Annotated in this window: 17 protein-coding genes and 1 tRNA gene; 14 read left to right on the top strand and 4 right to left on the bottom strand. The window is 65.0% G+C overall.

Translation table 11 applies throughout. From position 1 onward, the window contains the following. The 8 genes from EJC47_RS20920 to EJC47_RS10550 form a co-directional block, all read left to right on the top strand. Positions 1-817 (top strand): hypothetical protein (locus tag EJC47_RS20920; protein ID WP_221885168.1); only part of this gene is annotated, 817 nt, incomplete at its 5' end. Then, complete coding sequence (locus EJC47_RS10580; protein WP_126847451.1) at positions 817-1,065, top strand: hypothetical protein; 249 nt, start codon at positions 817-819, stop codon at positions 1,063-1,065. The genes EJC47_RS20920 and EJC47_RS10580, both read left to right, overlap by 1 nt. Continuing rightward, complete coding sequence (locus EJC47_RS10575; protein ID WP_126847449.1) at positions 1,062-1,337, top strand: hypothetical protein; 276 nt, start codon at positions 1,062-1,064, stop codon at positions 1,335-1,337. Before EJC47_RS10580 ends, EJC47_RS10575 begins: the two co-directional genes overlap by 4 nt. Before the next feature lie 36 nt (positions 1,338-1,373). After that, positions 1,374-1,655 carry a hypothetical protein gene (locus EJC47_RS10570; RefSeq protein ID WP_126847447.1) on the top strand — a complete coding sequence of 94 codons (282 nt, stop codon included), beginning with the start codon at positions 1,374-1,376 and terminating at the stop codon, positions 1,653-1,655. Next, complete coding sequence (locus EJC47_RS10565; protein ID WP_126847445.1) at positions 1,645-2,259, top strand: glycoside hydrolase family 108 protein; 615 nt, start codon at positions 1,645-1,647, stop codon at positions 2,257-2,259. The genes EJC47_RS10570 and EJC47_RS10565 overlap by 11 nt, the downstream gene beginning before the upstream one ends. Continuing rightward, entirely contained in the window at positions 2,256-2,738 is a 483-nt protein-coding gene (locus EJC47_RS10560; RefSeq protein ID WP_126847443.1) for a hypothetical protein, read from the top strand. The genes EJC47_RS10565 and EJC47_RS10560 overlap by 4 nt, the downstream gene beginning before the upstream one ends. Continuing rightward, the gene (locus EJC47_RS10555) at positions 2,668-2,901 is read left to right on the top strand and encodes a hypothetical protein (RefSeq protein ID WP_126847441.1); all 234 of its coding nucleotides are present in this window, start codon (positions 2,668-2,670) and stop codon (positions 2,899-2,901) included. The genes EJC47_RS10560 and EJC47_RS10555 overlap by 71 nt, the downstream gene beginning before the upstream one ends. Positions 2,902-3,241: 340 nt before the next feature. Next, positions 3,242-4,030 carry a DNA adenine methylase gene (locus EJC47_RS10550; RefSeq protein WP_126847439.1) on the top strand — a complete coding sequence of 263 codons (789 nt, stop codon included), beginning with the start codon at positions 3,242-3,244 and terminating at the stop codon, positions 4,028-4,030. 198 nt (positions 4,031-4,228) lie between these two features. On the opposite strand, the gene EJC47_RS10545 is transcribed toward EJC47_RS10550, so the two are convergent. Then, positions 4,229-4,495: a hypothetical protein gene (locus EJC47_RS10545; protein WP_126847437.1), complete on the bottom strand. Its 267-nt coding sequence runs from the start codon at positions 4,493-4,495 to the stop codon at positions 4,229-4,231. A gap of 53 nt (positions 4,496-4,548) precedes the next feature. Here EJC47_RS10545 and EJC47_RS10540 point away from each other — a divergent pair, with 53 nt between their 5' ends. Continuing rightward, positions 4,549-5,736 carry a tyrosine-type recombinase/integrase gene (locus EJC47_RS10540; protein ID WP_126847435.1) on the top strand — a complete coding sequence of 396 codons (1,188 nt, stop codon included), beginning with the start codon at positions 4,549-4,551 and terminating at the stop codon, positions 5,734-5,736. Positions 5,737-5,983: 247 nt separating this feature from the next. Here EJC47_RS10540 and EJC47_RS10535 read toward each other — a convergent pair whose 3' ends face one another. The 3 genes from EJC47_RS10535 to EJC47_RS10525 all read right to left on the bottom strand — a co-directional run bounded on the left by EJC47_RS10535 (position 5,984) and on the right by EJC47_RS10525 (position 8,267). Next, positions 5,984-6,745 carry a hypothetical protein gene (locus EJC47_RS10535; RefSeq protein WP_126847433.1) on the bottom strand — a complete coding sequence of 254 codons (762 nt, stop codon included), beginning with the start codon at positions 6,743-6,745 and terminating at the stop codon, positions 5,984-5,986. Between the two features lie 13 nt (positions 6,746-6,758). Then, entirely contained in the window at positions 6,759-8,018 is a 1,260-nt protein-coding gene (locus EJC47_RS10530) for a tyrosine-type recombinase/integrase (RefSeq protein ID WP_126847431.1), read from the bottom strand. A gap of 159 nt (positions 8,019-8,177) precedes the next feature. Continuing rightward, positions 8,178-8,267, bottom strand: a tRNA-Ser gene (locus tag EJC47_RS10525). Between the two features lie 222 nt (positions 8,268-8,489). Between EJC47_RS10525 and EJC47_RS10520 the strand changes: the two genes are divergently transcribed. Genes EJC47_RS10520 through EJC47_RS10500 form a run of 5 tightly spaced genes read left to right on the top strand, consistent with a single transcriptional unit; the run spans position 8,490 to position 13,137 of the window. Next, on the top strand, positions 8,490-9,467 hold the full coding sequence (locus EJC47_RS10520; RefSeq protein ID WP_409574483.1) for a lytic murein transglycosylase: 978 nt from the start codon (positions 8,490-8,492) through the stop codon (positions 9,465-9,467). A gap of 1 nt (position 9,468) precedes the next feature. After that, a complete protein-coding gene (locus tag EJC47_RS10515) occupies positions 9,469-10,335 on the top strand; it encodes an SPOR domain-containing protein (RefSeq protein WP_126847427.1) in 867 nt (288 codons plus the stop codon). Positions 10,336-10,353: 18 nt separating this feature from the next. After that, complete coding sequence (locus EJC47_RS10510) at positions 10,354-11,526, top strand: D-alanyl-D-alanine carboxypeptidase family protein (RefSeq protein WP_126847481.1); 1,173 nt, start codon at positions 10,354-10,356, stop codon at positions 11,524-11,526. A gap of 4 nt (positions 11,527-11,530) precedes the next feature. Further along, positions 11,531-12,163 carry a dTMP kinase gene (gene tmk, locus EJC47_RS10505; RefSeq protein ID WP_010402774.1) on the top strand — a complete coding sequence of 211 codons (633 nt, stop codon included), beginning with the start codon at positions 11,531-11,533 and terminating at the stop codon, positions 12,161-12,163. Continuing rightward, complete coding sequence (locus tag EJC47_RS10500) at positions 12,160-13,137, top strand: DNA polymerase III subunit delta' (protein ID WP_126847426.1); 978 nt, start codon at positions 12,160-12,162, stop codon at positions 13,135-13,137. Before tmk ends, EJC47_RS10500 begins: the two co-directional genes overlap by 4 nt. The last annotated feature ends 43 nt before the right edge of the window (positions 13,138-13,180 follow it).

Raw genomic sequence — 13,180 nt, 5'->3', positions numbered from 1 at the left:
GTACGATGCAGCGTTGGACACGAGCGTAAATGCAAATTCCACTAAGCTCGATAACGTAAATTGTGGGTTTAATGCCCGCGATGGTCTATGCATCGATGATCAAAAAAGCGGTTTAATTGACGCAAACTGTGCCGATATTTCACGTCTGTCAGTGTATAATAACGGTCGTCATGGCCTCTATGCTGATAAAACCTACTTGGGAACGACGTTCACTGCGGGCCTTTTCGAAGCGAATACCGGATATGGTATCTATTTGGCGGCAAATGCGAATGGCCTAGTATTCATCGGAGGAGATACCGAAGCCAACGTGGCGGGTCAGGTTTATCAGACGGTTCCGCTCGCCAACGATTTCTATGGCCATAGTGTCCAGGGCGTTGTTTGGAATACCCGAAACCAACGCGGTAGTTTCACTCCAACCATATATGGCAGTACCGACGCTGGCGCGGGGGTATATACTATTCGGAAGGGGCGCTATAGAATCAATGGGGAATGCCTGCAATTTGAGGCGATAGTTACGTGGACTGGGCACACCGGGACCGGCAACATGAGGTTTACTCTGCCGCAAGCCTTCCTGCCAAACTCAGTGCTTCCATCGATCCCCGATTTCACACCCTGTACCGTGCTCCCAAATGGCGGCGGTCTGGCCGTACCAAGTGGTGCAATTATTACGGGCGCTATCACCGCTACAGGCCAATATGGCTCCATCTACTATGCCACAGCAGGGGGTTCCGGGCTTACTGCATTTCCAATGTGCGCTGCTGGTAGCCTGCTCATCTCGGGGTACTACGAACTAAACCCCCCCATTGCGCGGTTGTGATGACGAATTCCCCTGCACCCTCCCGCCCGACCTGGAAAGACTGGTCGGCACCCGCCGCAATCGTGCTTACGCTGATCGGCGCGACGATGGCGTGCGGCGGCTACATCAACGAGCAGCAGCAGCACGAGCGCCGGATCACGGCACTCGAAGAGAGCAATAAGCAACTCATCGTGATCAACGAGCGGACGGCCAGAATCGAGGCCAAGCTCGAGATGATCGGGCCGCCCAAATCCGGACCGATGCCATGATCGAGGGCGGCGTCATCCTCTGCCTCGTCGGTTTCTTGCTGGCGCTGGCAAACCCGGTCGAGCGAACGATCGCGCATCGCCGCCATGCTCAGGTCGGGGCATTCGAGGACACGCTGCGCGGCGCGTTTCCGCTCCATCCGCCCACGCCCGCGTTCGACGATCTCGTCTCGCGTGCCGAAACGGCACTGGAACAGGACGCCCTTTCGCGTGGCATCCGCGCCACTGCGGCGACGTACGACCAAGCCTCCGAAGGCGATGCCTGCGGGGGCTGACCCCGCTCACTCTCCCGTACCCCGAAAGGAAATCCGATGACGCTGCTCGCAAAGTGGCGCGCCTGGTTGTGCGCGCGTCTCATCGATGACTGGCACCGCGCCTATACCTTCTCCTCGATCCGGATCGCCGCGATCGGCGCGCTGACCGAGGCGTTCGTGCAGGCCTTTCCCGGCACCGCATCCGACATCTGGAATGCGATGCCGCAGGATCTGCGCGCACTGCTCCCGTCGTGGCTGACCGGATCGTTCCCGATCCTGTTGCTGGTCGCGATCGGGCTCGCGCGCATCACCCGCAAGGTGCCGACCGATGGCAAGTGATGCCGCCGCCCGGCAGCCGGTCGGCAAAGCGAAACTTGCGGCGGTCATCGTCGCAATGATCTCCGGCGTGATCGCGATCGAGGGCGGCTATGTCGATCACTCGGCCGACCCCGGCGGCGAAACCAATATGGGCATCACGCGACGGACGGCGACGCAGAGCGGCTATACTGGCCCGATGCGCACGCTGCCGCGCGCCGTCGCTGAGAGCATCTATTACGATCGCTATCTGGTGCAGCCGGGCTATGCCGCGTTGGTGCCAGTCGACGCGGCCGTCACCGAGGAATTGTTCGATACCACGGTCAATATGGGGCCCGCGCGCCCTTCGACCTGGTTTCAGCAATCGACCAACGCGCTGTGCGGCACGCGGCTGACCGTTGATGGTCGCGTTGGGCCCGGGACGATCGCCGCCTATCATGCGTGCCAGACGCGGCGCGGTGCTGCCGCGCTTTGCATCGCCACGCTCGACGCGCTCGATCGCCAGCAGAGCGCCGAATATGTCCGCCTTGTTCGCGCCAATCCGAAGCTGGGCGTGTTCCTCAAAGGCTGGCTTGCGCAGCGCATCAGCAATGTCGATCGCCACAAATGTCGGGGAGCGCGCGCATGACGATCGTGACGCAGGTCGAGCAGCTGGCCGAGGACGCTTTGCCGCAGGTGCGCGCCGCCAGCTGGGTTTTCCGCGTAATATTCGGTGTCGTCGTCGCTGTGGCGATCGGCGCGGCCTTCTGGTGGATTCTGATCCGCCCTGGACAGATGGCGGCGAAGGTTGGCCAGGCCAAGGTCGACGCCTCGCTGGGCCAGGCCACCGGCGATATCGCCACCGGCGCGATCCCACAAATCAACGATGCCGCCCGGCAAAAGGTCGAGGTGGATGTGCAGATCGAGAAAGGACAGATCGATGTTCGACAAGCGCCCGATGCAGGCGTTGCGGTGCATGGCGTCGCTGATGCTCTGCGTCGCAATCTCTGCCTGTATGACGACCTCTACCGTGCTGACCCAGGCTGCCAGCCCGTGCATGAAGATCCTGCTGGCGTCGGGCCTGCTGGATCCGACGCCGGGGGCGCAACTGGCGCTGATCGACGGTAGCGCAGGCGGCGACGCCGCGTTCAGCCTGGCGCAGACTGGCCAGCTCGTGAAGGCAAACATCGACAAGCGCACGGCCAAGGCGATCGGCACGTCTTGCGACGCCCAGTGGTCCGCTGCCCTCAAGGCTGCGCGACCGCGCAAGCGCTTCCTAGGGTTGTTCTGACCGGTCGACGCGTGGCATAGTGGGCCTGCCGCTCTGAGCTTAGCCGTTAGGAGTGGCCCGCGCGCGCGGTTTGAACGCAGGCACCGGTTCGCCGGGTGGCCTGCAAACTAAAAGACCCTTCGGGGGAATATGCAGGGCGTGGTTCCCTGTGTTCCTGCGCGGCTAACCACCCGGTTCGGGTCGGTTGGCCGCGTAGGAATCGCTTACAGCTTTTGCGGCCAGTGGTCGTTCCATCATCCTGGTGCCGATATCATCGGCCAGGTGCTCGCCGATCGCGCCGATCGGCGGCTTACCAGCGCGCGTAGCCGACGTGCTTCTTTCCCCAAAGGACGAAGCCTGAATGAATGCGTCAATCGCTGTTCGCCCACCCGCGCCCTATCTCGGAGGTAAGCGCAACCTCGCTAAGCGGCTCGTCGCTATGATCGCCGACACCCCCCACCGAACGTACGTTGAGCCCTTTGTCGGTATGGGCGGCGTTTTTCTCCGCCGGCCTGCTGCCGCAGCTGTTGAGGTCATCAACGACTTATCCGGCGACGTCGCCAACTTGTTCCGGGTTGTGCGACGCCATTATGAGCCGTTCGTTGCCGAGCTCCGCTGGTTGATCGCCAGCCGGACAGAATTCGAGCGGCAGCGTGCGCTGGATCCTCGGCTGCTCACCGATATCGAGCGCGCGGTCCGCTTCCTCTACCTGCAGCGCCTAGCATTTGGCGGGCGCGTCGTTGGCCGGACGTTCGGCGTGCGCCGCGACCAGGATTCGCGGTTCAACCTCGCCGCGCTGCGCGCCGAGCTCAAACTGCTGCGCGACCGTCTTGCATCCGTCACGATCGAGCAGCTGGACTATGCCGATCTGATCCGGCGGTATGACGGCCCGGCCACGCTGTTCTTCCTCGATCCGCCCTATGACGAGACGACAGGTTATGGGATCGAGTTCGGCCGCGATAATTATCTCGCGATGGCTGAGCAACTCGCCGACATCTCGGGTCGGTTCATTCTGTCGATCAACGATACGCCCTTCATCCGCCAAGCTTTCGCCCGCTTCGCGATTGCCGAGGTGGAGACGACCTGGTCGTTGTCGTCAGCGCCGGCCGGCCGTGGCAAGAAGGTGACGGAACTGATCATCCGCAATTGATCGTGCGGGTATCGGGCTTTTGAGAGTGGGTATCATACCCGTTCTCGATCCCGAAACCCGCAGTTTTCTGCGGGCCGTAGCAACCGGGGCGGAGGGTGCCTCCGCTATTTCTATCATGGTCGCCAGACTATTGCGAGCCGACCGGGCAACGTGTCGAGGCGAAACTCCTAACACGCGGCCCTTAACTGACCGCTGAGGTCAGACATTTGCCAATGCTTCAGGGCTAATTCGCATGGGTTTCTTCGGCTGAGCGATAACCATCGCCAAAACGTTTGTCAGTGGCACGATGTATTGCGAGCCGTTTCCATCCTGGAAATTCACCAGCGGGTAGCTGCTCGTGATATCTTTCACATCGATCTGCTGACTGAAGCCATGCACCACAACTCGCACGCTTTCGCCATCGGCAAGGGCCTCCCTTAGCCGCACGACGATTTTCATACCGGCTTCCTCTGCGCGATCACTCACGTGCTGTCTCCCTGTTGATAATCGCACACGACCACATTCCAATCGAGGTGTCTATGCTGACCAACGCAGCGGTCAAAGCCGCGCGGCCGAAGCCGCGCGCCTATAAGAGGACAGATGGGCAGGGACTCTATCTCCATGTCGCCCCCACCGGCACCAAATCCTTCCGGTTGCGCTATCGCGACCAGGACGGTCGCGAGCAGACGTTGACCTTCGGCGCGATCTCGCTTGCCGAAGCTCGCGCCAGGCGCGACGTGGCGCGCGTGGCGATTGCGCGCGGCGAGGATCCTCGGAAGGACGCGTCCGCCGTCAACAGCTTTGAGGGCGCGGCGCGGGCGTGGCATGCGCATCGCGCGTTGGGCTGGTCGCCGGTGCACGCCGTCGACGTGATCGAAAGCCTTGAGCGCGATGTGTTCGCCGCGATCGGCGCGATCGCGCTGGAATCGATTACGCGGCCGATGGTGCTCGATGTGCTCGAGCGCGTCGAGGCGCGCGGAGCGATCGAGACGGCGCGGCGGTTGCGCCAGCGGATCGAGGCGGTGTTCGAGTTCGCGCGGGCCAAGGGCTGGACGTCGATCGACAATCCGGCCGATGTGCGCGAGGCGCTCGCGGCCGCACCGGCGAGCGGCAGCCAGGCCGCGCTGGTCGAGGTTGCCGAGCTGCGCGCGCTCGTCGCCGACGTCGATGCGCTCGATGCCGCGCCGATCCTGCGACAGGCATCGCGTTTCCTCGCGCTGACCGCGGTGCGCCTGGCGGCGTTGCGCGGGATGAAATGGTGCGAGGTCGAGGACCTCGACGGCGACGCGCCGATCTGGCGGGTACCGGCGGCGCGGATGAAACTCGGTGCGGCGAATAAGCGCGACTCCGCCAATGATCATATCGTGCCACTTTCCGCGCCCGCCGCTGCGATTTTGCGCGCGGTGCGCGCGAGAATGGCGGTGCCGGGCGAACCATCGAGCTTCGTCTTTCCCGGGCGGGCTGGCGCTCAACCAATTGGTGCCGGCGCGATCGGTGAGCTCTATGTCCGCGCGGGGTTCGGCGGCCGCCACGTCCCGCATGGCTGGCGCGCCAGCTTCTCGACCGTCATGAACGAGCGGCGGCCGGAATGTCGCGCCGATATCGACCGGACCTTGGGGCACGTGCCGAAGGGAATGACCAAGGTGGAGCGCGCCTATAACCGCGCCGAACATCTCGCGTCGCGCCGCGCGTTGCTTGAGGAATGGGCCGAGATCCTGATCGGATAATCGTCGCTGGTCTCGAGGATCGCGCCCTTTCCGACCGCGCACAACGCGCCTCGCCCGGGGCAGGGTGGCACGCTTCATGCTCTCGCCCCCCGATAGCCAAAAGCCCGACCGCCAAGCTGGGCGATCGGGTTGCCGTCCTGGTCGGACGTCAGCACCGGGGGAGGGGGCGATCAATAGCGCACGCCGAAGGCGTTCCTTTTATTTATCTCCTGAGGTGGTGGACTCTCTGATCACTAGAATCGCGAAGCTACGATAAAGCTGGGGCGGCGCGGCGGGCGTGCATGCCCTCGACGGCGCTATTTGCGTAATGCTCGTGGCGCGAGGCGGTCGTGCGGTCGTTTCCGGCCGACTTGGCACGCGCGGCGGCCTGGGCGGCAAGCTCGTGCTCTGTGGGCTCCCTGGGCGGCTGTACCGGGGGCAATACGATGGACGAGATCTTCTCGAGCGCGTCGCGCACGCGCTTGGCGACTTCGCCCGGCAACTTCAGGAAATAGGCGTTGTTGATCTGGGTATTGCGGGCGCTGCCAAGCTCACCGCCGACGATCGGCACCATGCGTCGCCATTTCTCGACGAGGTGCAGCCGCTCGAACTTCTTGATCGCGGCGCTGAGCGTTTGCGTGCAGCACTTTGCCATCGCGCAGATCTGCGAATAGGCGAAGTCGAGCCGCCCCGTCCGATAGTCGCGCGCATCGTGCAGCACCTGCAGGATGACCTTTTCCTTCGGCGACAGGAGCCCCCAGGGCCGCCCCTTGGCCTTATGCTCGTCGGCCCAGGCGAAGATCTGCTGCAGGCGTTCCTCTTTCTCGACGCGTGGGAAGACATTGTGGTGCCGCCAGTTGCGGAGCTCGGCCTCGCCAGCGAGCCGACTGGTCGCAAGCACGGCGCAGCTGCCGCGCCGCTTGCCTTCGAAGCTGAAGCCGACGCCCTTGATCAGGCTGCGAACGGTGTGGTGTTCCGCGCGCGCCTGGTTGGCGGCGGCGAGGCCAGCCGGTTTTGTCGGCGCGCTCACCGCGCACCGCCGATCAGCTGCGTCGCGGACCGTCCAGCAGGGAAGCCGCTGGCGGGAGATCGCCGACCAGCATCGTCGCCCATTCCTCCGCCAGATCGCGACGGCGGGGCATATAAGCGGCGCGATTGTACGTCGCCTCCACGCCCGACGGAACGTGCGCCAGCATCAGATCGATGATAGCGCGATCGCCAACGCGATTCCGTTCCTCCGCCAGCTCGTTCATGATCGTCGAAAAGGTCGATCGCCAGCCGTGCGGAACATGCACGCCCGAATAGCCCGCGTCGCGATAGGCCTTGCTGATCGTGCTGTCGCTGATCGGCCGCCGCGTGCTGCGGACGCTGTGGAAGATCAGCGGGGCACCGCGCGAGAAAGCGATCGCGACCTTCACCGTCTCGACCGCCTCGCGCGATAATGGCACCAGAAATTCGAAGGCTACGTCGCGCTTGCGCTCGACGACCAGCTTCATCTTGGCCGCAGGAATGCGCCAGAGCGGCATTTCCCCGTCGAGATCCTCGAACTCGTGCGGCTCGGCCACGCGCAAGACGCCAGACCGCACTGCAGTGAGCGCGAGCAATCGCGAAGCGAGCTTGGTCAGCGGATGGCCGGGCTGCCCTTCCGTCGCTTCCAGCACCTTCCGCGCGTCCGCGATCGTCCGCACCGCAGGCGACTTGCCCTTGATCAGCTTCTTCATGGCGGGCGCGAGGCCCGCTGCCGGGTCCGACTCGGCAATCCCGCTCGCGATCGCCAGGACGAACACATCCGAGATCCGCTGCCGCGCGCGCCGCGCCGTCTCGATTGCGCCACGTGCCTCGATCACGCGAAGTGCCTCCAGCACGAGTGGCGGGGTAATATCCGAGATTGGCAGCTTGCCGATCTTGGGGAAGACGTCGCGCTCCATCTGGCTCAGCACGTCGGCCGCGTGTTTCGCCGACCAAAGGTGTCTCTGATTTTCGTGCCACTCCCGCGCCAAGGGCTCGAAGGTGATTCCGGCCTTGCTTGCCTGGGCCGCACTTCGCTGGCGTTTGTCGATCGACGGATCCACTCCGCTGCGCACCAGGCGCGCGCCCGCTTGCTGCAGGTCGCGCGCCTCGATCAGCGAAATATCGGGATATGGCCCGAAGACCATCCGCTTTTCCTTGCCGCCAAAGCGATATTTCCAGCGCCACGAGCGGTAGCCCGAGGGCAGCACGTACAAATAAAGCCCGCGAGCGTCTGCGAGCTTGTATGGCTTCTCCCTGGGTGTCGCTCGGCGACAGGCTAGGTCGGTCAACATGCGGTGCCCCCACAAGCCGCAACCGGTGCCCCAGAAGTGCCCCCGAATCGATTGCGCTGTGCTGTCGCTCAATGATGTCGAATGAGACAACCCGCAAGGCATTTGCCGAGGGCGAGCGAGTCGCCTTGGAACTAAATGAGACAACCGGGCACAAAGCCTTGGCGGAAGAGGTGGGATTCGAACCCACGGAGAGCTTGCACCCTCGCCGGTTTTCAAGACCGGTTCCTTAAACCACTCGGACACTCTTCCCGTCGGTCTGCGACAACGGCCAGCCGACTCTCATAGGCCAACCTTGCAGCGGATGCCCCGCTTAGCGGCGACGGGACGAGATGTGCAAGGTTTGTGGTCGGTATCGGGCCTTTAGGGGTTCATGTGGGCAGGCCGGTGTGCCAAGGTCGGAGGATGCGAGGAACCAGTATTTTTGGGCGTCGAATTGGCATCGCGCTGGCCGTTGTGGGCGCGTGCTTCACCATGATCGGGCAGGCAGCGGCGCAGGATGAAGCGGGGTTTCAGGCCTATCTCCAGACCCTGCGCGCGCAGGCGCTGGCGCGGGGGGTGAGCAGGGCAACGCTTGACGCGGTCCTTCCTACGCTGACGCTCAACCAGCGCGTGATCGATCTGGACCGGGCGCAGCCGGGGGCCAATCCCAATGCCGGGGTTCCCAATTTCGCGCCGTATCAGGCGCAGCACCTCACTGCCGCGCTCATCGCCAACGGGCGCAACGCCTATCACGCCGAGCGGTCGCGCCTGCAACGGATTGAGCAGCAGATTGGCGTTCCCGAATCGATCATGGTCGCGATTTGGGGGCATGAGACGAGCTATGGCCGGGTGATGGGCGGCTTCGATCTCCCGCGCGCACTGGCGACGCTCGCTTATGAGGGGCGGCGGCGCGAGCTGTTCGCAGAGGAGTTCATTGCCGCGCTGCAAATGATGGATCGCGGCGTATCGCGCGCGCAACTCCTCGGCAGTTGGGCGGGGGCAACCGGTGGGCCGCAATTTCTGCCATCGGTCTATTTGCGGCTCGCCCGCGACGGCGACGGCGACGGCCGGGCCGACATCTGGTCGAGCCGTGCCGATACGCTGGCATCGATCGGCAATTATTTCGCCAATGCCGGGTGGCGGGCAGGTCAGCCCTGGGGCATCGCCGTGTCGGTGCCCGCGACGTTCGACCGCAGCCAAGTGACCAACCGCTTGCTGTCGCCGCGCTGTCTCAAAGTGTTCGCGCGGCACAGCGCGTGGAAAACCATGGCCGAATGGCGCAGGCTCGGCCTCGTCCCGCTGACGCGCGACTGGCCGGGCGATTCGGTGCTGGCGACCTTGCTGGAGCCCGATGGCCCCGGACGCACGGCCTATTTGCTGACGGGCAATTACCGCGTGATCCTCGATTATAATTGCTCCAATTTCTATGCCTTGTCGGTCGGCCTGCTGGCCGATGCCGTGGAGCGCTGAGATGAGCCTGCTGGTGGCGCTGGTGCTGGCAAGCGGCGGCGGGCAGGCGATGCCGCCGCGTCAGCACCGCAGTGCGCCCAAAATCCATGACGTCACCTCGCCCCCCGCGATCGCCGCCGCCAGCGATTTGCCGCCGGGCGATGGGCCGCGCGGCACCTCGGGCGAAGTGCGGGACGATAGCGTCGGTTTTGCGGCCGTGTCATCGCTGCCGGTCGATCCGCAGTGGAGCGCGGTGACGATGGCGGTCGCGCATCCGAATGTCCCGCCGGGCACACCGGTCGAGATCACCGCGCTCGATACTGGGCGGACGATCCTGGCGCTGGTGGTCGCGCGCGCCACCAGCAGGGCGGTGGTCTCGCTGTCGCCTGCGACCGCGCAGGCATTGGGGGTTGGCGACCGGGCACCGGTGCGGGTGCGGGCGGTGGTGGCCAGCCCACAGGATCAGACGGCATTGCGCGCAGGGCAGCCGGCCTCTGCGCGGCTGGATGCGCCGCCAGCTTTGCTCACGGCGCTGCGTCGCAAAGTGCCGATGCAGCAGGTGGCCCCGGCGGTGCCGCGTGCGATCCCGGCCAAAGCGCCGATGCCCAAAGCGCCAGCGCCCAAGCCGCTCGCCAAGCCAAAGCCGTCACCGGTTCCATCGACATCGGTTCCCCCTACGGCTGGCGGATTTGTCGTGCAGGTCGCCGCTTTGTCGTCGGCGGAGCGAGCCGCTGCGATGGCGCACGCCCTGGGCGGCCATGTTGTTCCGCTCGGACGCCTTTTTCGCGTGCAATTGGGCCCCTTTGGCGACAAAGCCAGCGCACAGCGCGCGCGTGACGGGGCCGCCCGGCACGGTTATGGTGACGCACAAATCATCCACACCGACTAAAAAACGAGACCGGACATGATGCTTTCCCGCCAAAAACTGATCGCCGCCGCTGCCCTCATCGCCGTCGCCGCGACCTGTCCGGCCGTGGCCGCACCCGAGTTCCAGACGCCGGCACCGGTCGCCTATCTGCAGGATCTGTCCTCCGGCGCGATCCTGTATTCGAAGGATGCCGCCCGCCGAATGCCGCCCGCGTCGATGGCCAAGATGATGACGGTCTATGTCGCGTTTCAGATGATCAAATCGGGCGAGTTGAAGCTCGACACAAAATTCCCGGTGCGCCCCGAAACGTGGCGCGCGTGGCATTCGCAAGGCTCGACGATGTTCCTGTCGTCGGGCGAGAATGTCAGCGTCGAGGATTTGCTCAAGGGCATCGTCACGCTGTCGGGCAATGATGCCTGCGTCGTGCTGGCGGAAGGAATTTCGGGCACCGAATCGGCCTTTACCGAACGGATGAACCGCGCGGCGGCCAAGCTGGGCCTCAGCAACAGCCATTTCGGCACCGCCAATGGCTGGCCCGACAATGGCGTCACCTATGTGACCGCGCGTGATCTCGCCAAATTGGCGAGCGCGACGATCCAGGATTATCCCGATCTCTACAAGCGCTTCTACTCGCTGCGCAGCTTCACCTGGGGCAAGACGCTGGGCGGCGAGAAGCCGATCGACCAGGCCAATCGTGATCCGTTGCTGGGTCGGGTGAGCGGTGCCGACGGGCTCAAGACCGGGCACACCGATGAAGCCGGTTTCGGCTTCACCGGCTCGGCGCAGCAGAATGGCCGTCGGCTGGTGATGGTGCTGGCGGGCTTGGGCACGTCGGGCCAGCGCGCCGAGGAATCGGTCAAGTTCATGGAATGGGGTTTTCGCGCGTGGCAGGCCAAGCCGATCCTCGCCAAGGGCAAGCAGATCGAAACCGCCGAGGTGCAGCTCGGCACCTCCAACAAGGTGGGGCTCGTCGCGCCGAGCGATCTTTCCGCGACCGTACCTGCGGGCACCGCAGGCGAAATGCGGCTGACGGTCAGCTATGACGGCCCGATCAAGGCCCCGATCAAGGCCGGGCAGCACATCGCCGATCTGGTGGTGGTAACGCCGGGGATGCCGGCCGAGCGCCTTCCGCTGGTGGCCGCCAACGACGTGCCGCAGGCTGGCTTTTTCGGGCGTGCCTGGGCCGGCTTGCTGAGCCTGTTCGGCGCGTGAGCCGATGACGGCGATCGGGCGCTTCATCTCGCTGGAAGGCGGCGAGGGGGCGGGCAAATCGACCCAGGCGCGCTTGCTTGCCGATGCGCTGGCGATGCGCGGGATCGAAACGCTGGTGACGCGCGAACCCGGCGGCAGCGAAGGGGCCGAGGCAATCCGCGCCTTGCTGATGCAAGGCGAGGTCGCGCGGTGGAGCCCGCATAGCGAGGCGTTGCTGTTCGCCGCCGCGCGCGCCGATCATGTCGAAAAGACGATCCGCCCGGCGCTGGGGGCCGGACGCTGGGTGATTTGCGACCGCTTTCTCGACAGTAGCCGTGCCTATCAGGGCGTGGCCGGCGGGATCGACGATGCGGCGGTACTGGCGCTCCATGCTTTCGGTTCACGCGGGTTGCTGCCGGACCGGACGCTCGTGCTGGAACTATCGCCCGAGCTTGGACGCAGGCGCGCGGCGGTCCGCGATGGCGCTGCAGCGGATCGGTTCGCGGCGCGCGGGGATACGTTCCACGCCGATGTCGCCGCCGCCTTTCGCCGGTTTGCCAAGCAAGAACCCGAGCGCTTCCGCCTGGTTGGGGCCACCGCGGGGATTGACGATGTCGCGGATGCGGTTTTTGCAGCCGTAGCCGACCTGCTGCCATGACGTTACCGCTCGGCAATGATGCCGCGCACCAGGCCTTCGCCGCCGCAATGGCGAGCGGATCGCTGCATCATGCGTGGCTGTTCGCGGGCCCGGAAGGCATCGGCAAGGCGACCTTCGCGCGCGCCACAGCGCTGCGGATGCTGGCCGAAGGGGCGGGGGGCGACCTGCCGCCGGGCTTCGACGTGCCCGAGAGCAACCCGCAACGCAAATTGATCGCGGCGGGATCGCACCCGGATTACCGGGTGCTCACGCGCCAGCCGAAGGAAGGCGACAAGACCGGGCTCGATCTCGCGCGCAGCATCCCGATCGCGCAGGTGCGCGCGCTGGGGCCGATGTTCGCGACGCGCCCGTCCATGTCGAGCAGGCGGGTCGTCATCATCGATGCGGTCGACGATCTGGAACGGCCGGGGGCCTCCAACGCCTTGCTCAAGAATTTGGAAGAGCCGCCCGAGGGCACGATCTTCTTGCTCATCAGCCATGCGCCAGGACGTTTGCTGCCGACGATCCGGTCGCGTTGTCGGCAATTGCGTTTCGATCCGCTCGATGATGCGACCATGACGTCCGTGCTGCGCGAACAGCTTCCCTCTGCGGATCCGGCGGAAGTGGCGGCATTGATCCGCGTCGCGCACGGATCGCCCGGTCGTGCGCTCGGTTTCGCCGGATTGGACCTTGCCGCGATCGACCAGGCGCTGGCGGCGATCGCGCGGGATGGCGACCCCGGCAATGGTCGTCGCGTCCGGCTGGCCAAGTCGCTGGCGCTGAAGGCCGCGCAGGCACGCTACGAGGCGTTTCTTGACCGTGCCCCCGCCTTTATCGCGGGCGTGGCCCCGGAACGGCAGGGCGAACGGCTGCGCATCGCGCTAGACGGGTATGACGCCGCGCGCACGCTTGCCGCCACCGCACGCGCGCTGACGCTCGATGCGCAAGCCACCGTCTATGAGATGGCGGGGATCGTCGCGCGGCTTGCGCGCTGAAAGCGGCACCAAGGCTTCAATTGCGGCGACCGATGCTCTAGGA

Source organism: Sphingomonas sp. TF3 (assembly GCF_003985085.1).
Classification (GTDB): Bacteria; Pseudomonadota; Alphaproteobacteria; order Sphingomonadales; family Sphingomonadaceae; genus Sphingomonas.
This window is presented reverse-complemented; position numbering and strand designations above follow the sequence as displayed.

Excerpts from the sequence above, each read along its gene's own strand:
- EJC47_RS10580 (WP_126847451.1), top strand. The coding sequence starts at position 817 with ATGACGAATTCCCCTGCACCCTCCCGCCCGACCTGGAAAGACTGGTCG.
- EJC47_RS10575 (WP_126847449.1), top strand. The coding sequence starts at position 1,062 with ATGATCGAGGGCGGCGTCATCCTCTGCCTCGTCGGTTTCTTGCTGGCG.
- EJC47_RS10570 (WP_126847447.1), top strand. The coding sequence starts at position 1,374 with ATGACGCTGCTCGCAAAGTGGCGCGCCTGGTTGTGCGCGCGTCTCATC.
- EJC47_RS10565 (WP_126847445.1), top strand. The coding sequence starts at position 1,645 with ATGGCAAGTGATGCCGCCGCCCGGCAGCCGGTCGGCAAAGCGAAACTT.
- EJC47_RS10560 (WP_126847443.1), top strand. The coding sequence starts at position 2,256 with ATGACGATCGTGACGCAGGTCGAGCAGCTGGCCGAGGACGCTTTGCCG.
- EJC47_RS10555 (WP_126847441.1), top strand. The coding sequence starts at position 2,668 with ATGAAGATCCTGCTGGCGTCGGGCCTGCTGGATCCGACGCCGGGGGCG.
- EJC47_RS10550 (WP_126847439.1), top strand. The coding sequence starts at position 3,242 with ATGAATGCGTCAATCGCTGTTCGCCCACCCGCGCCCTATCTCGGAGGT.
- EJC47_RS10540 (WP_126847435.1), top strand. The coding sequence starts at position 4,549 with ATGCTGACCAACGCAGCGGTCAAAGCCGCGCGGCCGAAGCCGCGCGCC.
- EJC47_RS10530 (WP_126847431.1), bottom strand. The coding sequence starts at position 8,018 with ATGTTGACCGACCTAGCCTGTCGCCGAGCGACACCCAGGGAGAAGCCA.
- EJC47_RS10520 (WP_409574483.1), top strand. The coding sequence starts at position 8,490 with ATGATCGGGCAGGCAGCGGCGCAGGATGAAGCGGGGTTTCAGGCCTAT.
- EJC47_RS10515 (WP_126847427.1), top strand. The coding sequence starts at position 9,469 with ATGAGCCTGCTGGTGGCGCTGGTGCTGGCAAGCGGCGGCGGGCAGGCG.
- EJC47_RS10510 (WP_126847481.1), top strand. The coding sequence starts at position 10,354 with ATGCTTTCCCGCCAAAAACTGATCGCCGCCGCTGCCCTCATCGCCGTC.
- tmk (WP_010402774.1), top strand. The coding sequence starts at position 11,531 with ATGACGGCGATCGGGCGCTTCATCTCGCTGGAAGGCGGCGAGGGGGCG.
- EJC47_RS10500 (WP_126847426.1), top strand. The coding sequence starts at position 12,160 with ATGACGTTACCGCTCGGCAATGATGCCGCGCACCAGGCCTTCGCCGCC.